Annotated in this window: 27 protein-coding genes; 16 read left to right on the top strand and 11 right to left on the bottom strand. The window is 36.2% G+C overall.

Translation table 11 applies throughout. From position 1 onward, the window contains the following. Positions 1 to 37: 37 nt before the first annotated feature. Genes FT993_RS07620 through FT993_RS07610 form a run of 3 tightly spaced genes read left to right on the top strand, consistent with a single transcriptional unit; the run spans position 38 to position 3,050 of the window. A complete protein-coding gene (locus FT993_RS07620) occupies positions 38 to 748 on the top strand; it encodes a 3'-5' exonuclease (protein WP_147861944.1) in 711 nt (236 codons plus the stop codon). Positions 749 to 808: 60 nt separating this feature from the next. Then, the gene (locus FT993_RS07615; protein WP_147861943.1) at positions 809 to 2,497 is read left to right on the top strand and encodes an ABC transporter ATP-binding protein; all 1,689 of its coding nucleotides are present in this window, start codon (positions 809 to 811) and stop codon (positions 2,495 to 2,497) included. 49 nt (positions 2,498 to 2,546) lie between these two features. Further along, the gene (locus FT993_RS07610) at positions 2,547 to 3,050 is read left to right on the top strand and encodes a hypothetical protein (protein ID WP_147861942.1); all 504 of its coding nucleotides are present in this window, start codon (positions 2,547 to 2,549) and stop codon (positions 3,048 to 3,050) included. A gap of 64 nt (positions 3,051 to 3,114) precedes the next feature. On the opposite strand, the gene FT993_RS07605 is transcribed toward FT993_RS07610, so the two are convergent. From FT993_RS07605 to FT993_RS07575, 7 genes are all read right to left on the bottom strand, one after another. Next, a complete protein-coding gene (locus FT993_RS07605) occupies positions 3,115 to 3,612 on the bottom strand; it encodes a glutathione peroxidase (protein ID WP_147861941.1) in 498 nt (165 codons plus the stop codon). 328 nt (positions 3,613 to 3,940) lie between these two features. Further along, the gene (locus tag FT993_RS07600) at positions 3,941 to 4,594 is read right to left on the bottom strand and encodes a CoA transferase subunit B (RefSeq protein WP_147861940.1); all 654 of its coding nucleotides are present in this window, start codon (positions 4,592 to 4,594) and stop codon (positions 3,941 to 3,943) included. 48 nt (positions 4,595 to 4,642) lie between these two features. Further along, positions 4,643 to 5,341 (bottom strand): CoA transferase subunit A, encoded by a 699-nt coding sequence (locus FT993_RS07595; protein ID WP_147861939.1) that lies wholly within the window; start codon positions 5,339 to 5,341, stop codon positions 4,643 to 4,645. A 140-nt stretch (positions 5,342 to 5,481) separates the two neighbouring features. Further along, positions 5,482 to 7,809: a penicillin-binding protein 1A gene (locus tag FT993_RS07590; protein ID WP_255504446.1), complete on the bottom strand. Its 2,328-nt coding sequence runs from the start codon at positions 7,807 to 7,809 to the stop codon at positions 5,482 to 5,484. A gap of 13 nt (positions 7,810 to 7,822) precedes the next feature. Then, the gene (locus FT993_RS07585; RefSeq protein WP_147861938.1) at positions 7,823 to 8,314 is read right to left on the bottom strand and encodes a gliding motility lipoprotein GldH; all 492 of its coding nucleotides are present in this window, start codon (positions 8,312 to 8,314) and stop codon (positions 7,823 to 7,825) included. Beyond that, complete coding sequence (locus tag FT993_RS07580; RefSeq protein WP_147861937.1) at positions 8,307 to 9,503, bottom strand: regulatory iron-sulfur-containing complex subunit RicT; 1,197 nt, start codon at positions 9,501 to 9,503, stop codon at positions 8,307 to 8,309. Before FT993_RS07580 ends, FT993_RS07585 begins: the two co-directional genes overlap by 8 nt. 252 nt (positions 9,504 to 9,755) lie before the next feature. Next, positions 9,756 to 10,787: a rhodanese-related sulfurtransferase gene (locus tag FT993_RS07575; RefSeq protein WP_147861936.1), complete on the bottom strand. Its 1,032-nt coding sequence runs from the start codon at positions 10,785 to 10,787 to the stop codon at positions 9,756 to 9,758. 365 nt (positions 10,788 to 11,152) lie between these two features. On the opposite strand from FT993_RS07575, the gene recA reads away from it, so the two are divergent. The 4 genes from recA to FT993_RS07555 all read left to right on the top strand — a co-directional run bounded on the left by recA (position 11,153) and on the right by FT993_RS07555 (position 14,754). Continuing rightward, entirely contained in the window at positions 11,153 to 12,166 is a 1,014-nt protein-coding gene (gene recA, locus FT993_RS07570; protein ID WP_147861935.1) for a recombinase RecA, read from the top strand. Positions 12,167 to 12,323: 157 nt separating this feature from the next. Beyond that, a complete protein-coding gene (locus tag FT993_RS07565; protein WP_147861934.1) occupies positions 12,324 to 12,749 on the top strand; it encodes a hypothetical protein in 426 nt (141 codons plus the stop codon). Continuing rightward, positions 12,749 to 13,291 carry an RNA polymerase sigma factor gene (locus tag FT993_RS07560; RefSeq protein ID WP_147861933.1) on the top strand — a complete coding sequence of 181 codons (543 nt, stop codon included), beginning with the start codon at positions 12,749 to 12,751 and terminating at the stop codon, positions 13,289 to 13,291. Before FT993_RS07565 ends, FT993_RS07560 begins: the two co-directional genes overlap by 1 nt. Beyond that, positions 13,291 to 14,754 carry a PorT family protein gene (locus tag FT993_RS07555; RefSeq protein WP_147861932.1) on the top strand — a complete coding sequence of 488 codons (1,464 nt, stop codon included), beginning with the start codon at positions 13,291 to 13,293 and terminating at the stop codon, positions 14,752 to 14,754. Before FT993_RS07560 ends, FT993_RS07555 begins: the two co-directional genes overlap by 1 nt. Here FT993_RS07555 and FT993_RS07550 read toward each other — a convergent pair. Beyond that, entirely contained in the window at positions 14,751 to 15,491 is a 741-nt protein-coding gene (locus FT993_RS07550; protein ID WP_147861931.1) for a 1-acyl-sn-glycerol-3-phosphate acyltransferase, read from the bottom strand. The genes FT993_RS07555 and FT993_RS07550 overlap by 4 nt on opposite strands. Before the next feature lie 67 nt (positions 15,492 to 15,558). Here FT993_RS07550 and trpS point away from each other — a divergent pair, with 67 nt between their 5' ends. After that, positions 15,559 to 16,530 carry a tryptophan--tRNA ligase gene (gene trpS, locus FT993_RS07545; protein ID WP_147861930.1) on the top strand — a complete coding sequence of 324 codons (972 nt, stop codon included), beginning with the start codon at positions 15,559 to 15,561 and terminating at the stop codon, positions 16,528 to 16,530. A 28-nt stretch (positions 16,531 to 16,558) separates the two neighbouring features. Here trpS and dprA read toward each other — a convergent pair whose 3' ends face one another. Then, positions 16,559 to 17,653: a DNA-processing protein DprA gene (dprA, locus tag FT993_RS07540; RefSeq protein ID WP_147861929.1), complete on the bottom strand. Its 1,095-nt coding sequence runs from the start codon at positions 17,651 to 17,653 to the stop codon at positions 16,559 to 16,561. Positions 17,654 to 17,753: 100 nt separating this feature from the next. Between dprA and FT993_RS07535 the strand changes: the two genes are divergently transcribed. The 6 genes from FT993_RS07535 (at position 17,754) to FT993_RS12300 (ending at position 23,676) form a co-directional block, all read left to right on the top strand. Further along, the gene (locus FT993_RS07535) at positions 17,754 to 18,686 is read left to right on the top strand and encodes an SPOR domain-containing protein (RefSeq protein ID WP_147861928.1); all 933 of its coding nucleotides are present in this window, start codon (positions 17,754 to 17,756) and stop codon (positions 18,684 to 18,686) included. Positions 18,687 to 18,730: 44 nt separating this feature from the next. Next, positions 18,731 to 19,243, top strand: a complete 513-nt coding sequence (locus FT993_RS07530; RefSeq protein WP_147861927.1) for an acyl-CoA thioesterase — start codon at positions 18,731 to 18,733, stop codon at positions 19,241 to 19,243. Between the two features lie 19 nt (positions 19,244 to 19,262). Continuing rightward, the gene (locus FT993_RS07525; RefSeq protein ID WP_147861926.1) at positions 19,263 to 20,591 is read left to right on the top strand and encodes an MATE family efflux transporter; all 1,329 of its coding nucleotides are present in this window, start codon (positions 19,263 to 19,265) and stop codon (positions 20,589 to 20,591) included. Positions 20,592 to 20,669: 78 nt separating this feature from the next. Then, entirely contained in the window at positions 20,670 to 21,788 is a 1,119-nt protein-coding gene (locus FT993_RS07520) for a VWA domain-containing protein (RefSeq protein ID WP_147861925.1), read from the top strand. A gap of 180 nt (positions 21,789 to 21,968) precedes the next feature. Next, positions 21,969 to 23,432: a magnesium chelatase gene (locus FT993_RS07515; RefSeq protein ID WP_147861924.1), complete on the top strand. Its 1,464-nt coding sequence runs from the start codon at positions 21,969 to 21,971 to the stop codon at positions 23,430 to 23,432. Positions 23,433 to 23,505: 73 nt separating this feature from the next. After that, complete coding sequence (locus FT993_RS12300) at positions 23,506 to 23,676, top strand: hypothetical protein (RefSeq protein ID WP_187240777.1); 171 nt, start codon at positions 23,506 to 23,508, stop codon at positions 23,674 to 23,676. Positions 23,677 to 24,230: 554 nt separating this feature from the next. On the opposite strand, the gene FT993_RS07510 is transcribed toward FT993_RS12300, so the two are convergent. Then, on the bottom strand, positions 24,231 to 24,872 hold the full coding sequence (locus tag FT993_RS07510) for a 2OG-Fe(II) oxygenase (protein WP_147861923.1): 642 nt from the start codon (positions 24,870 to 24,872) through the stop codon (positions 24,231 to 24,233). 208 nt (positions 24,873 to 25,080) lie between these two features. Between FT993_RS07510 and FT993_RS07505 the strand changes: the two genes are divergently transcribed. Both FT993_RS07505 and FT993_RS07500 read left to right on the top strand, forming a co-directional pair. Then, entirely contained in the window at positions 25,081 to 25,533 is a 453-nt protein-coding gene (locus FT993_RS07505; RefSeq protein ID WP_147861922.1) for a 6-carboxytetrahydropterin synthase, read from the top strand. Positions 25,534 to 25,546: 13 nt separating this feature from the next. After that, the gene (locus FT993_RS07500) at positions 25,547 to 25,996 is read left to right on the top strand and encodes a GreA/GreB family elongation factor (protein ID WP_147861921.1); all 450 of its coding nucleotides are present in this window, start codon (positions 25,547 to 25,549) and stop codon (positions 25,994 to 25,996) included. Here FT993_RS07500 and FT993_RS07495 read toward each other — a convergent pair. Then, positions 25,988 to 26,962, bottom strand: a complete 975-nt coding sequence (locus tag FT993_RS07495; protein ID WP_147861920.1) for an ABC transporter ATP-binding protein — start codon at positions 26,960 to 26,962, stop codon at positions 25,988 to 25,990. The genes FT993_RS07500 and FT993_RS07495 overlap by 9 nt on opposite strands. Between the last annotated feature and the right edge of the window lie 27 nt (positions 26,963 to 26,989).

Raw genomic sequence — 26,989 nt, 5'->3', positions numbered from 1 at the left:
GGTAATATTGTAACTTAATCACTTAATTACTAAGCTGATGTTACACCATATCCCGCTTTCTAAAATTTTATTTTTAGATATAGAGACCGTCCCTGAAGTTGAAAAATTTGAACTTTTATCTCCTAAAGTACAATCGCTTTGGGAAAAAAAATCACGTTATCAACGCCAAGATGATATTTCGGCAGAAGAATTTTATGAAAGGGCAGGAATCTGGGCAGAGTTTGGGAAAGTAGTTTGTCTGTCTGTAGGGTATTTTTTAATTCATCCCAAAAGAGAGTTTAGAGTTACCAGTTTTACTGGTAGCGAACCTGAATTATTAACGGCTTTCAACAACCTAGTTACTCAGCACTTCGATAAAAAAGACCAATTATTATGCGCCCATAACGGCAAAGAATTTGATTTTCCTTTCTTAGCGCGAAGAATGCTAATTCATGGTATCGCGCTACCCGACAAACTCAATCTTTTTGGTAAAAAACCTTGGGAAGTGCCCCATTTAGACACCCTAGAACTTTGGAAATTTGGAGATTTCAAGCATTATACCTCGCTTAACTTACTTACCCACGTCTTAGGTATTCCCTCGCCAAAATCAGATATTTCTGGCGATGAAGTAGCTCACGTATTTTATGAAGAACAAAATATAGCAAGAATAAAAAATTATTGTGAAAGAGATGTAGTGGCCATTGCCCAGATTATCTTAAAATTTAAAGGAGAAAGTCTTTTAGACCCTGAAGAAATAAAAAGTGTCTAAAACCAATTGCTACCTTTATTTTGTTATTTTTATTGCGTGTAGACTTTACGGATTTAACCCATGGAAGCCAGCAAATCTTTATTAAAAATTAAACAGCTCAGTCTCGGTTTTACCACTAAGAAAACCTCTTATACCCCTATTTTAAAAAATATTGATTTAGAAATAGGAAAAAATGAGATTGTTGGACTGGTAGGAGAATCTGGATCTGGAAAATCTATACTTAGTTTATGCATTTTGCAACTATTAAGCAAGCAAGCGAAAATTAAAAAGGGCAGTATACAATTTAATAATAGAGAACTATTAGACCTGCCAAAGAAGGAATTTCAAAATTTACGCGGAGTACAAATCGCAATGATATTCCAAGAACCTATGAGCAGTCTAAATCCAGCTATGCGATGCGGCAGACAAGTGGTAGAAATTCTTGCTCAACACACCTCCCTAAGCTTTAAACAAGCTCAACAAAAAACTTTAGAACTTTTTAAACAAGTAAAGCTTCCCGATGTAGAACGTGTTTATAGGGCCTATCCGCACCAAATTAGTGGCGGACAAAAACAACGCGTTATGATCGCTATGGCCATTGCTTGTAAACCCCAACTACTTATCGCCGATGAGCCAACCACCGCTTTAGATGTAACGGTGCAGAATGAAATTCTACTTCTTTTAAAAGAGATTCAAAAAGAGAATCAAATGAGTATTTTATTTATTTCTCATGATTTGGCAGTGGTGTCTAAAATTGCCGACCGGGTAGCTGTGATGTATAGAGGCAAAATACTAGAAGTAAATGAAACCCAAACGCTATTCAAAAATCCACAAAACCAATATACGCGCGCTCTATTACTCTCAAAACCAAGAACAGATGTTCGCTTAAAAAGGCTCCCAACGGTAGAAGATATTTTACAAGACCAATTAAATCTTGCCGTTGAAACTCGAGAAGATAGACAAGAGAAGCATAAAGCTATTTATGCCCAAGCTCCTTTACTCGAAGCTAAAAATTTAAAAAAAGTTTTTACTACTAAAACGGGTTTATGGGGAAGCAAACGGGAATTTACCGCTGTAGATTCGGTGAACTTTAAAATTTATGCAGGTGAAACTTTAGGCTTGGTAGGTGAATCTGGCTGTGGTAAATCTACTCTAGCCGATCTGATTTTGCGATTGACCCCGGCAACCAGCGGACAGGTTTATTATAAAGGAAAAGAGATATTTTCTTTACCTAAGAAGGAGCAAAAAAAGCTACGACAAAAAATTCAATTGATCTTTCAAGACCCTTTTTCTTCGTTGAATCCGCGTCTTACTATAGGTAGGGCTATAATGGAGCCTATGCTGGTACACGGTCTTTATAAAAATAAAGCAGAACGTAAAGACAGAGCTCTCTATTTGCTTAATCGGGTGGGATTAGATAAAAAATATTTTAATCGATTTCCTCATGAGTTTAGTGGTGGGCAGCGTCAGCGTATTGGTATAGCCAGAACGATTGCCGTAAACCCAGAATTGATAATTTGTGATGAATCGGTCTCGGCATTGGATATATCGGTACAAGCTCAAGTGCTCAATTTATTAAATGAATTAAAAGAAGATTTTGGTTTTACTTATTTATTCATTTCGCACGATTTAAGTGTCGTTAAATATATGGCCGATCAACTTCTGGTTATGAATCGAGGAAAGATTGTTGAACGAGGCGATCCTGATTCCATTTACAAAAATCCGCGAAAGCAGTATACTCAAGATTTGATTAAAGCTATGCCAATTTAGGTAAAAGCTATTTGAAAACGAAATCTTCTGTTGGATAATTTAACGGATCATGTATAGAGATGCAGAAAATTACGATGCTGGTGGAGGGGAAGAAATACTATATTCTCAATTTACTAAGTATAATTTCTCCTTTGCTTCTGGGGTTAAATTAGATCAAAATAACAAGCTTGAAGCTTCTCTTATTTTTGATGAAGCTAGAGATGTAGGCTACCCCGCCTTACCGATGGATGTTTCTTTGGCACGTGCTTATATTGGCTCGCTAGAGTACATTCACATTTCTGAAAACACCTTGTATTCTTCTTGGAAAAGCAAAGTATATTATAATGATGTAACCCATATTATGGATGATTCAAAACGACCTGTAGTTCCCATAAGAATGGATATGCCGGGGTGGAGTAAAACCTGGGGCGTATACTCAAAGTTAGTGGGTGCAAAAGAAAACCGTAATTGGAATTTATCTATTAATAGTCATTTTAACAACTCTTTATCCGAAATGACTATGTACCCCGATAACCCAACGAGAAAGAAATATTTATGCCAACGTAATTTATAGTTTTTAAACTGAATATACAGCGAAAAAAATAAAAGTTGATTGTGAGACATTGCATAATCAACTTTTATTTTTTCAAAATCGGACTTATTTTTCGCTCTAAATAAGAATCAAGTTTCTCTGGTTTTGAAGTTGGGGCAAAGCGTTTTATGGGTTTACCCTGTGGGTTTACAATAAACTTAGTAAAATTCCATTTTATAGCATTTGTAAGGAAACCCCCTTGTTCTTTCTTTAAGAATTTAAAAATACGATGTGCACTGGGACCATTAACTTTCACTTTATCAAACATGGGAAAAGTCACACCATAATTTAGCATGCAACCCTCTTGTATACTTTTAGCGTCACCGGGTTCTTGGTTTCCGAATTGATTGCAAGGAAAACCTAATATCACCAATCCTTGGTCTTTATATTTTTGGTACAATTCTTCTAGCCCTTTTAGCTGCGGTGTCAATCCGCATTGACTTGCTGTGTTTACAATAATTAACCATTTACCTTTATACTTTGATAAAGATATTTCTTTACCCTGAATAGTTTTTGCTGTAAAATCGTATAAACTAGTTTCCATATGCTCTTTTGAGTGAAAGTTATAGCTTTTTTAGCGTAAAATGGCTTGAAAACTTGTTATAGTTTTAATAAGGTATTATTGTTAATTATCTGTACTAATAAAATTGGGCAAAATTAAGATAAGGAGAGGTGTGAGTCATATTTCTATGCTAGAACTGGAGTGTTTGAGACAAAAATTAAAAATTCTAGCTCTCCAGTTTAATTGTGGTAGGTATACTGCGCCAGCGATAGTAGCGGCATACTTTTTTGTCCATTTTTTACAATAAAAATGGACAAAAAAGATACAGCGAATAGCGCGGTCTCAATAAACATTGAGAGGCGCCCAAAAACTAAATTTTCATTTCGGGAATATCGCCTTCGATGATTAATTTACCTTCGGTTGCTTTTTGAATTTCTTCTACGCTTACTCCTGGTGCTCTTTCGAGTAATTTAAAGCCAGCGGGAGTAACCTCAATAACCGCCAAATTTGTTACTATTTTGGTCACGCACCCCACTCCTGTTAATGGTAGCGAACATTTTTTTAGTAATTTTGATTGGCCTGCTTTATTGGTATGCATCATAGCAACAATAATATTTTGTGCAGAAGCCACAAGATCCATAGCGCCGCCCATACCTTTTACCATTTTACCTGGTATTTTCCAGTTGGCGATATCGCCATTTTCTGCGACTTCCATAGCTCCCAATATCGTAAGGTCTACGTGTTGGCCACGTATCATACCAAAACTTGTAGCCGAGTCAAAAAAACTTGCTCCAGGTAGAGCGGTAATGGTTTGTTTTCCTGCATTAATCAAATCGGCATCTTCTTCTCCCTCGTAGGGGAAGGGACCCATACCTAGAATACCGTTTTCGCTTTGAAATTCTACGGCTATATCGTCACGTACAAAATTGGCAACCAATGTAGGTATACCAATCCCTAAATTTACATAGTATCCATCTTTTACTTCCTGTGCGATTCGTTTTGCAATTCCGTTCTTATCTAACATTTGTTTGGTTTTGAAAATTATACAATGGCTTTGCTTGCCTTTTGCCGATTATTTTTGTCTAACGGTTCTTTGCTCGATACGTTTTTCGTAACGTTCTCCTTGAAAAATTCTTTGAACAAATATGCCAGGAATATGTATTTGATTGGGATCTAATTCACCTGCCGGAACAAGTTCTTCTACCTCAACCACTGTTATTTTGGCCGCTCCACACATATTAGGGTTAAAATTTCTGGCAGTACCTTTAAAAATTAAGTTTCCTGCTTCATCGCCTTTCCAGGCTTTTACAAAGGCAAAATCTGCCTTATAGGCTTCCTCTAACACATACATTTTCCCATCAAACATACGCGTTTCTTTGTTTAGGGCCACTTCTGTACCATAACCAGCGGGGGTATATATGGCCGGAAAACCTTGTTGAGCTGCTTGACATTTGGCAGCCAAAGTACCCTGTGGGGTGAGTTCTACTTCTAATTCACCGCTAAGCATTTGTCGTTCAAATTCGGCATTTTCTCCTACATAAGAAGAAATCATTTTTTTAATTTGATTTTTCTTGAGTAAAAGACCCAGTCCGAAATCATCTACACCGGCATTATTGGATATACAAGTAATATCTTTTATGTTTTTTGCTACTAATTCTGCAATTGCATTTTCAGGAATACCAGAGAGACCAAAGCCTCCCAACATAAAAGTCATACCGTCTTTTACTCCCGCTAAAGCTTCTTGCACATTAGCTACCGTTTTATTTATCATGGCGTTTCAATTTTAATGGAAAAATACAAAATAATACGCATTGCTACAAGAAGCCGATAATCTAATAAATGGATTTAATTTATCCTATAAACAATAAAAATTTAAGGCGATGCTCAAAAGCATCGCCTTAAATTAGCTTGTTATAATTCTAATTCGCCTATATCTGGCCCACTATCGTCGTCCTGGTCTTCTTCGCCATTTTTATAGTTATCGCAATCTACCTCAATACTTAGATTTTCGGGTTTTTCAAACTCTCCTTTTGAAACATCCAGCTCGGGGTCGTTGTATATTTTTTTCATATAAGAGCCCCAAATTGGTAATGCCATAGTAGCCCCTTGACCGTAGGTTATAGAAGAAAAATGCACCGAACGGTCTTCTCCTCCTACCCACACGCCGGTTGTCAAATTTGGAACTACACCCATAAACCAACCATCACTTTGATTTTGCGTAGTACCGGTTTTTCCTGCAATTGGATTAGTGAGTTTATAGGGATGGCCAGTAACTACCTTTTTATAATATTCGGGAGTCCAACCACTTGTTCTTAAACGCGTACCAGAACCTCCTCGGGTTACACCCTCCATTAAATTAATGGTTACGTAAGCCGCTTCTTCACTCATTACATCACGGGTTTCTGGAACGTGTTGGTAAAGAATAGTTCCATTTTTATCTTCAATTCGGGTGACAATTACAGGTTTAACATACACTCCTTTATTGGCGAAAGTACTATAAGCCGAAACCATCTCGAATACACTTAAATCAACACTACCTAGGGCTATAGCTGCAACGGGATCTATATTACTTGTATCTACGCCAAGTTTATCTAACAGATCAATTACAGGTTCAGGGCCTATTTTATCAATTAAGCGTGCTGTAATGGTATTTAACGAATTAGCTAAAGCCTGCTTAAGATTTACCATACCACCATACTTCCCAGAAGAATTTTTAGGTGTCCAGTCCTTGGTAACCCCGTGTGATCCTGCGGGTATGGTGTGTCGTGTATTGGGTAATTCGTAGCAAGGTGATAGCTGCAACTGATCAATCGCTGTAGCATATACAAAAGGTTTAAAAGTAGAGCCCACTTGTCTTTTTGCTTGCTTTACGTGCTCATATTTAAAATGTCTAAAATTAATGCCCCCAACCCAAGCTTTTACTTCTCCGGTTTGCGGTTCCATAGACATCATTCCTGTATTTAGAAAAGATTTATAATAATAAATAGAGTCTAATGGGGTCATAATAGTGTCTTTCTCTTGGCGCGGATTATTCCAAGTAAAAACGCTCATTTCTGTCTTCTCATTAAAAGAAGCCATAATTTCTTTCTCGCTGGCTCCGTTTTTAAGCATTTGTTTATAGCGACTGCTATTTTTTAGGGCTCGATTAATTATATTATCTATACTCTTTTGAGAAATACCTCGAAAGGGTTTGGTTTTATTTTTTTTGTTTTGCCTATCAAACTCTGCCTGTAAGTTCTTCATATGTTCTTGTACCGCTTCTTCGGCATAAGTTTGCATCTTAGCATCTATACTCGTATAAACCTTAAGACCATCTCTGTATATATTATAAGTAGAGCCATCTTCTTTTGGATTTTCTTTTGCCCAATCTTTCAAGAATTCACGCAGGAACATTCTAAAATAGGTTGCTAATCCTGATTGATGACTTTCTGGTTGATAATTAATTTTTAGTGGTAATTTTTGTAGGCTATCTTTTTCTTTTTCGGTGATATAACCCACTTTTGCCATTTGTTTAAGTACTACGTTTCTCCTATTGGTTACACCTTCTGGGTTTCTTCGAGGGTTGTATAAACTTGAATTTTTAAACATTCCCGCCAATACGGCAGCTTCTTCTATTTTTAACTCGTGCGGTTCTTTTCCTCCAAAATATATTCTTGAAGCCGATCGCACGCCAACGGCATTATTATTAAAATCATAAATATTAAAGTACATCGCTAAGATTTCCTCTTTGGTATAACTTCGCTCTAATCGAACCGCGATAATCCATTCTTTGATTTTTTGGGTAACCCGACCAAGCAAGTCTTTAGCTCCTTCACCATGAAAAAGCTGTTTGGCCAGCTGCTGAGAAAGCGTACTAGCTCCTCCTTTTGACCCCATGTAGATCAAAGCTCTCGCTGTACCACGCGCATCAATACCAGAATGCTTATAATATCTTTCATCTTCTGTTGCAACTAAGGCTTGAACCAAATTTTCTGACAAATCTTCAAATTTGATTGGGGTACGATTTTCATTATAATATTTTCCTAGTGTTTTACCATCTGAGGAGAACACCTCGGTAGCTAAATTGGTTTCGGGATTTTCTAACTGTTCAAAACTTGGCATTTCGCCAAATACGTCCCAACTGGCCAGTAAAAAAAACATAACCACAGCTAATAATCCGGTTAAAAAAAGTAACCAAAAGCCTATAATATATTTAAAAAATCCTGATTGTTTGTCCTCTTTTTTTGTTTTCTTAGCCACTTTCTATAGATATTTAAGGTGTAACCTGCTCAATGCGCACGCCAATTTCGGTTATTCCTGGCAAGTATTCCAAGGGTTCTATTTCGCCTTGAGCGCGCATAAGTTGTTTAATTTTTAGTGTATATTGACCCTGTTCGGGGAATCTAACTTCTTCTCTCAACCAAAGCTTACTTTCTTTTAGACTGCCAGTTCCCTGCCCCAATAGTCGACCGTCGGGATGGGCCATTTTATATTCTAAAGTATCTACAATTTCTTTGCCATACGGAAAAGAAATTGTAGTTTCTAAAAATAGATTATTGTAAGGGTAATTTTGGTCTGCTCTCAAATTGATAAACAAATTGTAGTTGGTTATAGTGTCAACATTCTTAAGGTTAAAAGACATAACAGAATCTTTATGCCAACCAACTAGTGGTACGGTTTGGTAGGTATCGTAAACCCTATTTTTATCACAAGAAAAAAGGCTTATACCAATAACAACAAAGAACAATCGCAGAAAATTAGTCATTTTTAGCTGGTTTTTTCTTTTTAAAACTGCGGTTATTCTTCTTGGCTTGTGGTTTTCTCTTTCTGTTTTTACGCGGCTTCCTCTTCTGCTGTTTTTTAGGCTTATCAAAACGTGTTAAACTATCTTGCCCCACCGCATCTTCAAATTTACCTGATGCAGCCTGAGGCTCTTCGCTAACAAATTCTTCTAAGCTGGCAACAGGTTTATTGTTTTTTGCTGCATGAATTATTTCTTTTACTTGATCTGTTTTTAGCTCAAACCAATTCATCCATTCTCCTTCGTAAGCATACCATAAAGACCCCTTAAAAATATCTATTTTTTGACAAACTGCCGTTCCTTTTTGAGTTTGTAGCTTAGTGTCTTGTCTAGGGAACTCTTTAAGCGCATCGAGGTAAGCGTCTAATTCATAATTTAAACAACACTTTAACTTACCACATTGCCCTGCGAGTTTTAAGGGATTTAAGGACAATTGCTGGTATCTCGCCGCAGAGGTTGTTACACTTCTAAAGTCTGTTAACCAAGTTGAACAACAAAGTTCTCTACCACAAGAGCCTATACCACCTAACCTCGCGGCCTCTTGTCTAAACCCTATTTGGCGCATTTCTATGCGGGTTCTAAATTCATGAGCAAATTCTTTAATCAATTGCCTAAAATCAACCCTTTCTCCTGCTGTATAATAAAAAGTTGCCTTAGAGGCATCACCTTGAAATTCGACATCGCTAATTTTCATTTTTAAATTTAAACGTATAGCAATTTCACGAGCACGCACCTTGATGCCTTCTTCTCTTTCTCGAGCTTCTTGCCAAATATCAATATCTTTTTGCGTTGCTTTTCTGTAAATTTTTAAAACCGAATCATCATCAGGTTTAACCTTCTTCTTTTTCATTTGCACCCTAACCAATTCACCTGTAAGGGTTACCATACCCACATCGTGACCCGGCGATGCTTCTACAGCAACTATATCGCCCATACTTAGGCTAATACGCTCTTGATTTTTAAAAAATTCTTTACGTCCGTTTTTAAACCGGACTTCAACATAAGGAAATTTTTCTTGACCGTTGGGTAAATCCATGTTTGCCAACCAATCAAATACACTTAATTTATTGCAACCATCGGTACCGCAAGTACCGTTATTCTTACACCCTTTTGGCTGTCCGTTTTTTCCAGTAGAACAACTTTCACACCCCATAAACGATTTTTATATATTGAAACGCGAATCTTCTGCCTTTATTTATTTACGGATGAAATCTCGCAAACCTAGCAAGCGCGTTGTAAATTAATATTAAATTATTTTAGGGGATAAATATACTAAAATAAGCTGAGGCAATAGCTTATTAGTTAAAACAGAATTGCTCTAATTTGGATACACTTGGCTTATCTCAGCTCAAAAGCTGCCCTTAAAACAAAAAAAACCGACAAATTAGGTTTGTCGGCTTTACTATTATGCTTTAAATTTCAAGACTTCAGATCTGCCCTTTTTAAAAATCTTGTTGCTATTATGCTTTCCTTTTCTCAAGGCCTTTTGCTCTTCATAAGGCAAGGCATGAATTTCTTTACATTTATCTGAACAGCAATTGTTCATTTTTTCTGCACAAGATGGGCATTGAATGAAAAGTAAATGGCAAGCTTCATTAGCACAATTTACGTGTGTGTCGCAGGCTGCTCCACATTGGTGACATTTGGCAATAACTTCGTCTGAGATTTTTTCGGCTCGTCTATGATCGAACACAAAATTTTTACCGATGAATTTATTTTCCAGGTTTTGCTCTTTTACTTGTCTGGTATATTCGATGATTCCTCCTTCTAATTGATATACGTTTTTAAAACCTCGGTGCTTGTAATATGCACTAGCTTTCTCACAGCGAATACCTCCGGTACAATACATCACTAGATTTTTCTCTTCCTTAAAATCCTTTAAATCATTCTCAATTATAGGTAATGATTCTCTAAAGGTATCGACATCTGGGGTTATAGCTCCTTGAAAATGCCCTATTTCTGTTTCGTAATGATTTCGCATATCAACCAGTACCGTATTGGGATTGCTTATCAACTCATTAAATTTAACTGCATTAACATGCTCTCCTTTTTTGGTAACATCAAAAGTTTTATCATCAAGACCATCTGCTAAGATTTTATCACGCACCTTAACTTTTAGCTTTAAGAAAGACTTCATATCTTGTTCTATCGCGATATTTAATCGAATATCTTTAAGAAAATAAATACCATCTAAAAACGCTTTAAATTCATCAAAGCGCTTAGCAGGAACAGAAAGTTGCGCATTAATTCCTTCGTGGGCTACATAAATTCTGCCCAAGACTTCTTGTTCATCCCAAGCGACAAACAAGTGGTTTCTAAAAAGTTCTGGATTACCGATTTTGGCGTATTGATAGAAAGAGATGGTCAATCGGTCTTCTCCCGCTTCTTCAAGCATGGCTTCTCTTTCTCTCGCACTTAGTTTATTGTACAGTTGCATGCTATACTAATTTTTAAGTTGAACAAAAGTTAAAGCTGCAAAGGTAAACATTTAAATAAAAAAATACCCGAAACTTTTGTTTGGGGTATTTTTTTGAATGGCTAATTCGTTATTAATAATTTAATTTTAAAAAATTATGTATCATAACGAATCGGTCAACCACCATCTATCTTGGCTCCTTCTACAATTGTAAAGCTATTTTCAGAGCCACATAAAAAAAAGGTTTTTTTATTTGTTTTCACAGTAAATGGTCTTTGAGTTTAGATGCAAACTTTTAAAAAAGGTTGCGTTTTAGATTGTAATGATACAAAACTTGTAGTATTTTAGCATCAATTCAAAAAAGAAATAATAGAGTAATCAAGATTATGAGCAAAGACAACGAAAAAGAAGCAAAATTAAAAGCCCTTAAACTTACCTTAGACAAACTTGATAAAACCTACGGGAAGGGTACCGTAATGAAGATGAGCGACCAGGCTGTGCAAGATGTAGATGCTATTTCTTCGGGGTCTTTAGGATTAGACTTAGCTTTGGGTGTTGGCGGATATCCTAGAGGTCGAGTAATTGAAATTTACGGTCCAGAATCTTCTGGTAAAACCACACTTACCTTACATGCCATTGCCGAAGCGCAAAAAGTGGGTGGTATTGCCGCTTTTATCGATGCAGAACATGCATTCGATAGGTTTTATGCAGAAAAATTAGGTGTAGATATCGAAAACCTTATCATATCACAACCAGATCACGGAGAGCAAGCCTTAGAGATTGCCGATAATTTAATTCGTTCAGGCGCAATTGATATTATTGTTGTAGATTCTGTAGCAGCGCTAACGCCAAAAAGTGAGATTGAAGGAGAAATGGGAGATTCTAAAATGGGGCTTCACGCCCGGTTGATGTCTCAGGCGCTACGAAAGTTAACCTCAACCATTAGCAAAACCAATTGTACCGTAATTTTTATTAACCAACTACGTGAGAAAATTGGTGTAATGTTCGGAAACCCCGAAACCACAACTGGTGGTAATGCACTTAAGTTTTACGCCTCTGTTCGTTTAGATATAAGAAGATCTACCCAAATTAAAGACAGTAATAGCGAAGTAAAAGGTAACAAAACTAGGGTAAAAGTAGTTAAGAATAAAGTTGCCCCTCCTTTTAAAACAGCCGAATTTGATATTATGTACGGCGAAGGTATTTCTAAAGTAGGTGAAATTATTGACGTGGGTGTAGACTACGAAATTGTTAAAAAAAGTGGTTCTTGGTTCAGTTATGAAGACACCAAATTAGGGCAAGGTAGAGACGCCGTGAAAAACTTATTGAAAGACAATCCTGAATTAATGGAGGAGCTTGAAACAAAAATTACCGATGCCATTAAAATAGCGAAAGGTTAAAACAAATTTTATTGTTTTTTACTTAGACTGTTTGTGTTAAATTTATTTCTTGTTTTATCCTAAAGCTTGAAAAAAAAATAAACTTAACACAAACAGTCTTTTTTATTTACGCAACCTAAAGACTTTTACTGCATCTAATTAAAAAATACCTATTTTTATGAAAGGCAAATTACGCTATTTAAGCTTTATAATCTTGGCACTACTTGTTTGTACCGCCTGTTTAAATGATGATTTAGACGAAAACGATTTTAATATTGAACTAGCGCCAGCCATTAGTACAAACTTACCCGATACACTGGTATTTGGAAAGTCTTTCAACATTGAAGTAGAATACCAACCTAAAACCACCTGCCATATGTTCGCTGGCTTTAACTATTATGACGGCAACCAGCAACAACAATTGGCTGTAATTACATCCTACTCTTCCAACGAGCAGGACTGCCAAACAGAAGATTTAAAAATAGCCACTTTTGAATTTACCCCGCGTAGAACAGATTTCTATAATTTTGAAATTTATAGTGGAGAGTCTGAAGAAGGCAAGGCCGTATTTTTAGAGAAAAAAGTTTTTGTAAAATTAGAATAATGAAAACTCAAAACCTGATACGTCAATGCCAGAAGCAAGACTTAGCGTCTCAGGAACAGTTATATCATATCTATAACCAAAAATTATTTAGTGTAGCTTTAAAATACGCCAGGAATTACAAGGAGGCCGAAGATCATTTACAGGATTCTTTTATAACCATTTTCAAAAAGATTCACCAATTTAAATTTAAAGGTTCTTTTGAGGGCTGGATGAAAAGAATTGTAATTAACACTTGTCTACAAGCCTATCGCAAGGAGCCTTTTTTTGAAATTATTAATGAAAATCAAATTAAGCAAACCGAAGAAGAGATAGAAGACCAAGATCTTCCGCTTGATTTTTTGCTTAAAATTGTGCAAGAACTCCCCAATCGCTACCGGTTGGTGTTTAACTTGTATGCCCTCGACGGTTATTCACATAAAGAAATTGCAGAATTACTTCACATAAGTGATGGCACTTCAAAATCTAATCTGGCCCGGGCCCGACAAATTTTAAAACAAAAGGTAGAAGCTTATCAAACCTTAACCAACCAAAAATCTGTATAATGAAAGACAAAAAACATATAGATAGATTGTTTCAAGAGAAGTTTAAAGATTTTGAAGCTGCTCCCTCAAATCAGGTTTGGAAAAACATCGAAATGGAGCTAAAACCTAATAAGAAAAAAAGAGCGGCTTTATTTTGGTGGCGCTTAGGCGGATTAGCAGCTGTACTAACAATTGCATTCCTGGCAGGAAATTGGTTTTTTAAAACTCAAAATCAACTATCTAATAGCTCACCTTCTCAAGTTGAAATAAGCGAACCCAAGCTAAGAGATGAACCAGAACAAAATCTATTAACATCAGAAGATAAAGAGGTTGAATTCAGCAATACGACGACCCCTTTAGATATTCAAAAAAACGCAAGTGAAGAAAAAATAATTAAAAAGGAAAAAAGAAGTAACTGGCACGAGCAAAAATTCGTGAAGTTTAAGCAAAAGAAGTACCTAACCCAATCAGCCTTCTCAGCTGCTCAACCAAAGAACAATAAACAAATCGGTCACAAAGATGATAATCAAAGACAATTAAAAGTTTCGCCTAAAATGCAGGTAAAAAACAATGCTATTGCTACCATCAATTCAAATGTCAATGATTTCAATTCTAATAATAATAACACATCTAAAAAGCAAGAACCTAAAGAGATTTTAAACTTTGTAGAAAGTAGCGCCTTCAATCCTCTTGAAAAAGGTATAGAAAAGGCAAATGCCTTGACGGAAAAAGCAAAAGAACAGAAGGATACACCTAACAAAACTGAAGATTTAGTAGCTCAAAACCGTTGGTCTGTTACCCCACAAATGAGTCCGATTTACTTTGGTAATTTAAACGCCAAAGGAAACCCTATTGACGCTCGATTTGCGAGCAATGAGAATGATGGAGCCATCAGTATGAATTATGGTATTCAATTTGGTTATCAAATTAGTACTAACTTTAAAATCAGAAGCGGTATAAATCGTATAGTTGTTGGTAACAAGACCAAGGAAATTGGTTTTACGGCAAGCGCCGAAAATGTAACAACTTTACGTAATTTAAACATCACCCCTACCGCAATGAATCTGAAAGTAGTACCCAATCCCGAACAGATGAAGGGGGTGCAAGGTTTTAGCAATTATATAGCCGGAAATATTCAACAACAAATGGGCTTTATTGAAATACCGTTAGAATTAGAGTATACCTTGTTACAGCGTAAAATAAATATTCATTTAATTGGTGGGGCAAGTACACTTTTATTAAATAAAAATGAGGTGGCAATTAACAGTGAGTTAGGTAATGTTAACCTTGGAGAAGCAAACAACTTAAACAACGTAAGCTTTACCACCAATTTAGGGGTTGGATTGGGGTATAATTTTAGTGAAAAAATCCGTTTTCAATTAGAACCTACCTTTAAATACCAACTCAACACCTATACTGGTAACACCGCCGGTTACTCTCCCTTTCTTTTTGGATTGTATACCGGTATCAACTGGAAGTTTTAAGCCTTATCTGCAGTTAACTTGTTTAAGATGGCCTCTCTCACCTGTTGCTTTAAGACTGTCTTTTCTTCAGTTTTTAAACCTTGCGTAGAAAAGAATGGTAATATCTCTGCACGTAGTTTACCAGGTTTACCCTTGAAAAAACTATAAGGAAATCGTTTTTTGTTATCATAAAAAACCAGAGGCACCACAGCGATTTGGTGTTCTATCGCCAGCCGAAAAGCGCCATCTTTGAAGCTATCTAGCACCAAGTTTAAATCATCTGGCACGCCTCCTTCGGGAAAAATACATATACTATTTCCTTGTTTCAATCTGCGTTGCGCCGAATCGTACACTAGCTTTCTACTTTTTATATTATTTCGATCAACCAATATGCACGTGCGTTTGTAAAAAAATCCGAAAAGGGGGATTTTAGCTAATTCTTTCTTGCCCACAAAAACAAATGGATTTTTTATCACTGCAAGCATTAACATGATGTCAAGCATAGAAGTGTGGTTAGCCACAAACATATAACTCGTATCTTCTTGGGGCACTTGCAGGCGCTTTATTTCTGGATAGCAACCCATGCCATACAAAATGAATAAAGCCCACCAACGGGCAAGCATAAAAAACTGTTTATAATATTGTTCTGATGCTGTAAACAGAAGTAAAAATGGTAATAAAACTATAATGGGTATTAGCACCAATAAATAAAACCAAATACGCCATAATAAAATGGCTAGCTTGCTAAAAATTCTCATAGCTCAAAAATATAAAAAAGCCAAGACCAAATTCTATAAAAAAAGTACCTTTACAAAAATTTTTATTATGTCTAGAATACTTACCGGGGTTCAAAGTACAGGAACGCCGCATTTAGGAAATTTATTAGGAGCTATTATTCCTGCTATTGAAATGGCTAATGATGACAAAAATGAGTCTTTTTTATTTATAGCAAACCTGCATACACTTACGCAAATTAAAGACCCTAGTATTTTAAAGGAAAATACCTATGCTGTGGCAGCCGCTTGGCTAGCTTTTGGTCTAGACACTTCAAAAACAGTTTTTTACAGACAAAGCGACATTCCACAAACTACAGAATTAACCTGGTACTTGAGTTGCTTTTTTCCTTATCAGCGGCTTACCTTGGCTCATTCTTTTAAAGATAAAGCCGACCGATTGGCCGATGTTAACTCGGGTTTATTTACCTACCCAATGCTAATGGCTGCAGATATTTTACTCTACGATGCCGAATTAGTACCAGTAGGCAAGGATCAATTGCAACATATAGAAATGACGCGAGACGTTGCCTCTCGATTTCACGCTCAAATGGGAGATACTTTTGTGCTTCCTGAGGCAAAAATTGAAGAGCAGACCAAGTATATTCCTGGTACAGATGGTGAAAAGATGAGCAAATCTCGCAACAATTACATCAATTTATTTGAAACAGATAAGGTTCTAAAAAAGCAAGTTATGAGTATTGCTACCGATAGCACCCCTCTAGAGAGCCCTAAAGATCCTGATGCCTGCAACGTTTTTAACCTGTATAAGCTCTTGGCTAACGATGATGAAATTTTTAAAATGCGAGAAAATTACTTATCAGGAGGGTATGGTTACGGCCACGCTAAAAAAGAACTTTATCAATTACTACTTGATAAATATGCCGACCAACGCGCCAAATTTGCTTATTACATGAGTAACACCAACGAACTTGACGCCATATTAGAAGAGGGAGCTAAGAAGGCCGAAAAGGTTGCCAATGAGGTTTTAAATAGAGTTCGCAAAAAATTAGGTTATCTTTAGAAAAAAATCCGCCAACGAGCGGATTTTTTTATATCACCTCAAATAATTTTCCTGGCAAGGGCCGTAAAACGCCTTTAAGCTCTAGATTTAGTAAAATAGGGTTGAGTTTAAAAGTAGGTAAATCACAATTTAAGGCAAGGTTGTCAACCTCTGCTTTCCCCATACTTTTGAGTGTTTCATATACCCGCTTCTCCTCGCCTTCTAATTCTACAAACAATTGGGTTTGGATAGGTTTTTCCTTGACATCCCAGTTTAATTGATAAATTAAATCTTCTACTCCCGTTAGAAGCCTAGCTTGATGAGTTTTTATAAGTTTATTGCATCCAATACTCATACTATCTGTGGTACGACCGGGCACAGCGAATACCTCTCGGCTATACGAATTAGCAATTTCTGCCGTAATTAATGACCCCCCTTTTTCTGCGCTTTCAATAACAATTGTAGCTTCGCTAAGTCCCGCAATAATACGGTTACGCCGGATAAAATTTTTACGATCAAAATTAGCATTGCTCCAAAAATCAGTAAAAAAACCTCCATGGTTTAGGATATCAGGCATATAACAAGAGTGTGTTTTGGGGTAAATAGTATCTAAACCGTGGGCCAAACAGGCAATAGTCTGCAAGTTATTTTTCACCGCCGCTTTGTGTGCAGCAATATCTACACCATAAGCAAAACCTGATACAATTACGGGATTAAGCGGCTTTAGGGCTTCTATTAAAGATTCACAAAATGCAACTCCGTGATTGGTCACCTGTCGCGTACCTACAATACTCAACATACGTTTGTTGCTTAAATTAAATTCTCCTTGAGTAAACAATAAGATAGGAGAATCTACACAATGCTTAAGTAAACCAGGGTAATCATCATCTTCAAAAAAAATAGGCTTGATATTATTTTTACGGATGAATTTGAGTTCTTCTTCGGCTCGACTTAAAGTTTCCCCTTCGAGAATGGCTTCTACTCGAAAATCGCCAAAACCATCTAAGCTTTCGAAATCTTTTCGACTAGCCTTAAAAATAGCTTCTGCTTTACCAAAGATTTTTAAAAGCTTTTTAGCTAAGATGTCCCCAATCCCATTTACTCTTTGCAAAGCCAGCGTATAAAGTAGTTCGTTTTCTGTCATTCTACTGAAAATTAATACCTTAAAAATAAGCAAAAAGAATTGTTAATAAAATTAGCTTCATCTTTTTTTAAAACTAATAAAATCTATTAAATTTGTTAATATGAGTTTAGAGCAACAAATAAAAGATTTATTGTACCGGCACGATTGCGTGATTATTCCTGGATTTGGCGGTATATTGGCTCAACGCCAATCGGCTAAAATTCATGAAAGCACCCAAAATATAGCCCCCCCGTATAAAAAAATATCGTTTAATGCTCAACTCAAGCAAGACGATGGTTTGCTGGTTAACTATGTAGCGAAAGCCTTAGATCTATCTCATTCACAAGCAAAAGCAAAGGTTAATGGTGAAGTTAATGACTTAATAAACAGCTTAGAAAAATACAATGAAGTTTGTTTTGGTAGTTTAGGGAATTTTAAATTACATCAAAATAAAGTATTATTTGAAGCTAACCATAGAATCAACTTGCTTACAGAAGCTTTTGGTTTAACTACAACCCAGTTACCCGAAAGTAGAAAATCAGCCGTTGTAAACTTACCTAAAGAATCAAAGCAAGAAAAAGAAAAAACGCTACAACCAAAAGAGTCGAAATTTCCCTTTCTGCGTGTTGCATCGGCGGGTATCATTTTTTTAGGTATTGCTGGATTTTTAGGCTATCAACAACTCAAGCAAGAAGTTAACAGTCATAATTTAGCAGCGCAAGAAGCGGCTAACCAAAAAGTAGAGCAGAAAATTCAAGAAGCTACTTTTGCGTTAAGCAACTCATTACCAGAGATTATTTATAAGGTGAAGCAAGCTCCTAAAGGTAACTACCATATTGTTGCAGGAGCATTTAGAGAAAAAGAGAATGCAAGCAAAAAAACCCAACAACTTCGCGATTTAGGTTTTCCTGCTAGAGAGGTAGGTAAAAATCAATACGGTCTTCACCAGGTTATATATGCTAGTTATCTATATCGTTCTGAAGCACTTAAGGCTTTAAAAAACATACAAACTACTCAAGAAGAAGGTGCTTGGTTACTAGTAAAAGCACTTTAATCCTTATTTTATAAGAATAGCTTATCTTTGCTGAAAAAATTTGAATGAAGGCGAAGACCCCAAGTGAATCACACACTATTTTATCTGATTTGGTTTTACCAGGAGAGACCAATCCATTGAACAATCTGTTTGGAGGAGAACTACTAGCCCGCATGGATCGTGCTGCCAGTATAGCCGCTCGTAGACATAGCCGAAGAATTGTGGTAACCGTCTCTGTTAATCACGTAGCGTTTAAAAAAGCTGTACCCTTAGGTAGTGTGGTAACTATAGAAGCTAAAGTATCACGTGCTTTTAAAAGTTCTATGGAAATTGTAATTGACGTATGGATTGAAGATCGCGAAAGCGGAAACCGCACTAAGGCCAATGATGCAATATATACGTTTGTAGCGGTAGATGATATGGGAATTCCCGTAAGTGTACCTCCAATAAAACCTGAGACAGACGAAGAAAAAATGCATTACGATGCTGCTTTAAGAAGACGTCAATTGAGTTTAGTTTTGGCCAAAAAAATGAAGCCAGAAGAAGCAACCGAACTTAAAGCGCTTTTCACTAGTTAACAGCTAAAATAAATAGGTTTTGGGTCATAAAATTTCTTTCAAAGAAATTAACCAAATTGCTATTCCTGCGATTATCGCAGGAATAGCCGAACCCCTTATCTCTTTAACCGATATTGCCGTAATTGGGAACGTACAAAACAACTCGGTTGAAGCCTTGGCAGCCGCTGGAATTGTAGGTAGTTTCTTATCGGCTATAATTTGGATTGTAGCACAAACCAAAACCGCTATCTCGGCCATAGTTTCACAACACTTAGGTGCCAATAGGCTACACGCAGTAAAAACTTTAGTGCCACAGGCTATTTTTTTCAATTTCATTTTAAGTCTATTTATATATGCTCTAACCGCCTACTTTGCCAGGGCTATTTTTAGCGCATACAATGCCGAAGGACTCATCTTAAATTATGCGCAGGAGTATTATACTATAAGGGCACTAGGCTATCCGCTTACGCTTGTTACATTTGCTATTTTTGGTGTTTTTCGTGGTTTACAAAACACGCTATGGGCAATGAAATGTAGTTTGCTAGGTGCTGTGGTAAATGTAGGATTAGATTTCGCATTAGTATATGGAGTTGAGGGCCTTATTAAACCTATGCATTTGGCCGGCGCCGCCTATGCAAGTGTGATTGCTCAAGCTTGCATGTTAGCGTTAGCGTTTTATTATTTTTTTAAAAAAACTCCTTTTCATCTTAAATTAAGTTTTAGACTCAACCCAAGGTTAAAACCACTTTTAAGCATGGCAGCCAATTTATTTGTGCGTACAGCCGCTCTTAATTTTGCTATTTATTTAGCCAATGCGTATGCCACAGGCTACGGTAAAAATTATATTGCTGCGCAAAGTATTCTTATGAATATCTGGTTGTTCTTCTCGTTTTTTATAGACGGCTATGCCAATGCAGGAAACGCAATAAGTGGTAGGTTGCTAGGCGCAAAAGATTATCAAAAATTATGGTACCTTAGCAAAGACATTAGTAAGTACGCACTCTTAATCGCTCTATTTTTAATGGGGGTTTGTGCCATTTTCTATAATGAAATCGGATTGCTTTTCAATAAAGATCCTAAAGTGCTGGCCTTGTTTGCCAGTGTTTTTTGGATGGTTTTACTAATGCAACCTGTAAACGCTTTGGCTTTTATGTTTGACGGTATTTTTAAAGGCCTGGGCGAAGCAAAGTATTTACGCAATGTTCTTTTAATAGCTACTTTTCTAGGTTTCACCCCTGCCTTATTACTGGCAGATTATTTCGGTTTAAAACTCTATGCGGTGTGGATTGGCTTTTTTGTCTGGATGCTCATTCGTAGTAGCGCTCTCATCATTCGTTTTAGGCAAAAATACCTTAAACAAAGCCTCTAAAACTTCACAAGGCTTTAACAGCTGTCTTAAGAAAATTCTCCGAAATTTCTCTTAATTTTAAGCAACATAAGAATACGTATGCAGTTACATAAAAAAGGCTTTATTTTTAAAACTTACGAGCCAAAACATACTACCCCATTTGAGCGTCTTTTTGAAATTTTTAAAGAAGTCATAACTCATACTTCTGGAGATTTTGATGAGGCCATTGATTGGATGCGAGAACTAGATAAAGAATACCAACTCACCACGGCAGATTATACCCTTGATGATTTTATTGCCGATTTACTTAAAAAAGGATATATACAAGAACGATTAACGCCAGATGGAACGGGTAAAGAAATAAAAATTACTTCTAAAACAGAACAAGCTTTAAGACAACGCGCTTTGAATCAAATCTTCGGTAAAATGCGTAAAAGCGCAAGCGGGAATCACAAAACTAAATTTAAAGGAAATTCAAATGAAAAAACAGGAGAATTCAGGGCTTACCAATATGGCGATGCGCTAGATAAAATATCAATAACCGAAAGTTTAAAAAATGCGCAGATAAATCATGGTTTAAACAATTTTAATTTAACCGAAAATGATTTGGTGGTTGAAGACAGTCAATTCAAATCTCAAATGAGTACTGTATTAATGATAGACATTAGCCATAGCATGATCTTGTATGGTGAAGACCGCATTACGCCTGCAAAAAAGGTAGCCATGGCCTTGGCTGAATTGATTATTACGCGCTACCCCAAAGACAGCCTAGATGTGATTGTATTTGGTAACGATGCTTGGCCTATAAAAATCAAAGATCTTCCCTATTTACAAGTTGGGCCATTTCATACCAACACCGTAGCCGGCTTACAATTGGCCATGGATATTTTACGCCGAAAGAAAAATGCTAACAAACAAATTTTTATGATTACAGACGGTAAACCAAGTTGTTTGCGTTTACCCGATGGCAACTATTACAAAAATTCGATGGGTCTTGATGAGTACATTACTCAGAAATGTTACAATATGGCCGCTCAAGCCCGTAAATTAAATATACCTATTACCACATTTATGATTGCTAGTGACCCTTATTTAATAGAATTTATAAAACAATTTACTGCTTCAAACCAAGGCAAAGCATTTTATACAGGATTAGACAATTTAGGCGAAATGATTTTTGAAGATTATGAAACCAACAGAAAGAAAAGATTACGTTGATATTGCGTTCAAGACGGATTTTGAGGCAGATTTTACTAGCATTAAACCATAATAACTGCGCCAGGGATTGAGCAACTGTTGGAGCTCTTTTTGCTGGCGACAGAAAAAAAGCGACTTGCGAAAGCCCGGCCCTTTTGGGGGCGCCCTGAAAAAGATTAAAAAAATTAAAATCGAAAACTTATGAATCCCAACGCTATAAAAACCTTAGGAGACTTAAAAGCGAGTGAGTATAAATCTAAAACTATTAAAACAGAACTCCGTGATAATTTAATTGCTAAAATGAAGGCGGGAGAACAGGTATTTACGGGAATTTTTGGTTATGAACATACGGTGATACCTGAACTTGAAAGAGCAATTTTATCTAAACATAATATCAATTTATTGGGTTTGCGCGGACAAGCTAAAACACGTTTGGCGCGAATGATGGTAAAACTTTTAGATGAATACATTCCCGTAATTGAAGGTTCTGAAATCAATGACGACCCTTTAAATCCTATATCTAGATACGGAAAAGAAAAGATAGCCGAACATGGTGATCAAACTCCGATTTCGTGGTTGCACAGAGAAAATCGTTTTGCAGAAAAATTAGCCACCCCAGATGTAAGTGTAGCCGATTTGATTGGTGATATAGACCCAATAAAGGCGGCCAATCTAAAATTAAGTTATGCAGATGACCGGGTGATTCATTATGGAATGATACCGCGCGCGCATCGATGTATTTTTGTTATCAATGAACTACCCGATTTGCAGGCCCGGATTCAAGTGGCTCTTTTTAACATTTTACAAGAAGGCGATATACAAATTCGCGGTTTTAAATTAAGGTTACCGCTAGATTTACAGTTTGTTTTTACGGCCAACCCAGAAGATTATACTAATAGAGGGAGTATTGTTACTCCGCTTAAAGATCGCATAGGCTCACAAATTCTAACACATTATCCGCAAAATATTAGCATAGCAAAACAAATTACACAGCAGGAAAGCGGCATTGATAAACATCAAAACGCTGCTATTTATATACCAGAGTTGGCTCGTGATTTGATTGAACAAATTGGTTTTGAGGCTCGCAAAAGTGAATATATTGATGCTAAAAGTGGTGTAAGTGCTCGTATGAGTATTACAGCATTTCAAAATTTAATGAGTACAGCAGAACGACGTATGTTGTTGAATGATGAAAATAAAACCAGTTTACGTTTTGCAGATTTTATGGGTGTTATTCCTGCTCTTACCGGTAAAGTAGAGCTGCTATATGAAGGGGAACAGGAAGGACCAGATTTTGTTGCTAAACACCTTATTGAAAATGCGGTTAAAAGTATTTTCCCTAAATTGTTCCCAGAGATTAAAAAACTTAAAAAGCAAGAGGAAGCGAGCCCCTATGATGAGGTGACTGCTTGGTTTGTCTCGAATGATGGTATTCATCTAGATGAAGACTTTGGGGAGCAAGAATATCTGCAAACCTTAACCCAAATAAAACCATTGGTTAATCTTGTGCAAAAGTACTTGCCAGAGCTTAAAGAGAAAGATCTAGCTTTTACACTTGAGTTTGCTTTATGGGGTCTTACCGCTTTTGATATGCTTAGCAAGCATCAATATAACAACGGCACTCAGTTTCAAGATCTATATAGCAGTTACCTTAGCGGATTGTAATACTAAAGTAAATCAAAAGCAGGCTTAGTTTTTGGCTAGTTGAACAAATTAAAGTATCTTAATTTAAAAAATTATGTTTTTATTGCAACAAACTTTTACCCCAAATCAAGAAAACACCGGCACTCAACAGCAATTTGGCTGGTACAGTTTAACCGACTTTTTAACGGCAAATTGGTTGTATATTATTGCTCTTGTTTTTATTGTAGGTTTGTTTATTTATGTGAATAAGAAAAATAAAAAGTAATTAAGCAGAGCCACTTAAATTTTGTTTAAAACGCATTTATATCTTTTGGCCTTGAGCATAGCATTAGCATCAGGAAGCTTTGGCTTGTTTTCAAGACACCCTAGTAGATTCATAAAATTAATCAGAACTAAAAAACTGATAGCCTATTAATTTTAGAGTATCGCTTAATGGTTTTAGCTTAATAGAACCCCACAAAAGACAATATGTTTCTAAAGCAAAATTAGTCGCCATTATTTTAGAAAAATCGAATCAAGTATGCCTTTTTCTTCAGTAGAAAAACAACCAAGACCTTATATTTACAATAAGGATATTTTACCCTAATCAAGGGAGTAGGTGTTTAATACTGTATTAGGCGCACCACTTTTATTTTTCTGGCTTTAATTCGGTAAACACGAGTTACCGTAAATCGTGTATATAAGATGCTCTATAATAGATTGCCGATAATTTTAGTAGTATTAATAGAATCATCAAACGCCTTGTTTCTGCTCGAGGTATTGAAATTTGCCTCGAATCTTAAACCTGTAATGGCTGTCATTTTAAGACAGCCTATTTTTTTATCTTGTCTTTAGCCATCCGGTAATACTCAGTCGTTTATCATGAGTTACTTTTTTCACTTCATGTTCTAAAACTTGACTTTCAAAAACAACTAGTCTACCTGGTTTTGGTACCACACTTACCTCTCCATTTGGAGTATAAATAATCAATTCGCCACCGTTATCGGGTTTCCAAGTATTATCATTTAAATAACAGACTACAGATAATTTACGCCGTTGGTCATTCATAAAAGTATCTAAATGCCTTTGGTAATAAGTTCCTTTAGGATAAACTGCAAAATGAAACTCTTTATGTAGTATTCCTAAAAAGCAAGTTCTGTTTAAGTAGTGCACCAGATTATTAATTTTATTAAAAAATACCTGCTCGGCTTGATGAGAAGCTTGGGCTTCATCTATCCATAAAATAAAATCGCCACGTATTTCTTTTTCAATCAATTCATTGGTTTTATTACCAATGGCAGATTTTTTAAACTGTTCTTGATCATAAAGCTCCAGTAACCTTTTGCGTAGGGTATTTATTTCTTTTTCGTTAAAAAAGCCATCTACAATACTATATTGCTGCCCTACAAGATTGGCAATAATTTTTTCAAATTGCGGATTTTCTTGAAAATCCAGCTGCTCAAATAATTCGGTTGTATTCAATTTTTCAATTCTAAAAAAAAGCCCAACAAAAATAGATTATTCTTTCTTTAGTTGTATCCTACTAAAATATTTTTTTCGCATTTAAATTGTAACTTTGTCGGAAAATCAAACAAATGGATATTTTGCAATTTTTGAGCGGTAACGGCCTTTTTGTCATTTTAGGTTTGGTGCTTATAGGAGTGGTTTTGTATAATAAATTTAAAAAGTAATGAGTAAAATAAGAATTACCAAGCAATTTAATTTTGAGACCGGACACGCGCTTTACGGATATGATGGAAAGTGCAAAAATGTGCACGGCCATAGCTATAAACTAAATGTAACTGTTATTGGCACGCCTATTCACGATAGCAATCACGTAAAAAATGGCATGGTGATTGACTTTGGGGACCTAAAAAAAATAGTAAAAGAAGAGATTGTAGATCAATTTGATCATGCTACTGTACTCAATAAAAACACTCCACACATTGAGCTGGCCGAAGAATTAATGAAACGGGACCACAACGTTATTTTAGTAGATTACCAGCCTACCAGCGAAAAAATGATCACCGATTTTGCCGATAAGATTAAAGCTAGACTTCCTAAAAATATTGAGCTTTTTAGTTTGAGATTGCAAGAAACAGAAACCAGTTTTGCTGAATGGTTTGCTAGTGACCAAGATTAAGGCTATTTATTAAATGTTAAGTAAAATCGAATTTATTGAACTTTGTGAAAATCAGCTAGAGCAGCATATCAATCTGCTCCAAAATGAAATAGAAAGTCTGCAAAGCGATATGGCGGGAGAATCAAAATCTTCTGCAGGTGACAAGTTTGAGACTAGTAGAGAAATGTTTTCGGCTCGGTTAAATCAATTAGAATTCAGTCGTAATCATTTTTTGCAGCAACGTACACAGCTAAAGCGCTTAAAAATTCAGAAAACTTCAACGGTAGTCGCTTGGGGTAGCTATATAAAAACAGAAAAAGCTAGTTTTTTAATTGGTATACCTTTATCTAATCCAAAACTCGAAAAGAAAGGCATTTATTCCATCGGATTGCAGTCACCTCTTGCTCAAGCCTTTTTAGGCAAAAAACAGAATGACAAAATACAATATGCTAAGCTTACTTACCGCATTATAGAATTAGATTAGTCTTGATTCTAGTAAATCGTCTTTAAGTTCTAACCAGCCTTTTTCTCCCGTTTGCAATTGATTTGGTGTTTCAAAGAATATAATTTCATCTTGATGCCTAGCTTGGTTTAAAAAATGCGTCCCTTGATATAAAGACTGCTCTATTTGTACTGCAACTCCATTCTTTTGCTTTTGACGGTGCCACTTTAATTCAAAAGGATACACTAAAAAAGTACCCTTAAAAGCATCATTAAACCACGAGGCCGGTAATTCATTTACCTCATAAAATAAGGCCGCCACAGCTTTGCTTCTCGGATTTTCGAATAATGCCTTAGGATTTCCTTGAGCGATTGTTTTACCCTTCTCTAATACCAAGACCTCATCAGCGAAAGCTAACATATCATCCCGATCATGGGTAGCAAAAATACAGGCAATATTCTCTTTTTTAAGGTAATTAAAAATACTCCTTCTTAAAGTATTCTTTTTAAAATTATCTATAAAGTTAAATGGCTCATCGAGCAATAATAATTGAGGTGCTTTGGCTAAAACTTGGGCAAGAGCTACTCGTTGACGCTGACCACCACTTAGATTTTTCACTTGAGTATGGGCAAATTCTTCTAAACCTATTACCCGTAACAATTCAACACAACGTCGCTCGTTTTCTTCTGGATGCTGTCTGCTCAAATGCTCTTTTATATTTTCTGAAACGCTCGTATAGGGCATAACATTATCATACTGAGCTAAATACTTCATTTGCGGGTGCCCAGGCACCAAATTATAAGCTGGCCCTAAAACGCGTTCAGCTTTAAAATGAATGCTCCCTTGCTGTAAATCGAATAAGCCATATATACACTTTAATAGTGTGCTCTTCCCACAACCACTAGGACCAATTATGGCTAAATGCCGACTGGATTGTAGGTTAAAACTAATATTTTGTATTCCTAAATTACTTTGATGTAAATAACTGATTTGATGTATCTGGAGCATAATAATGCAAATTTAATTGAAGCTGAA

The sequence above is a fragment of the Mesonia sp. HuA40 genome (assembly GCF_008017835.1).
Lineage (GTDB): Bacteria > Bacteroidota > Bacteroidia > Flavobacteriales > Flavobacteriaceae > Mesonia.
This window is presented reverse-complemented; position numbering and strand designations above follow the sequence as displayed.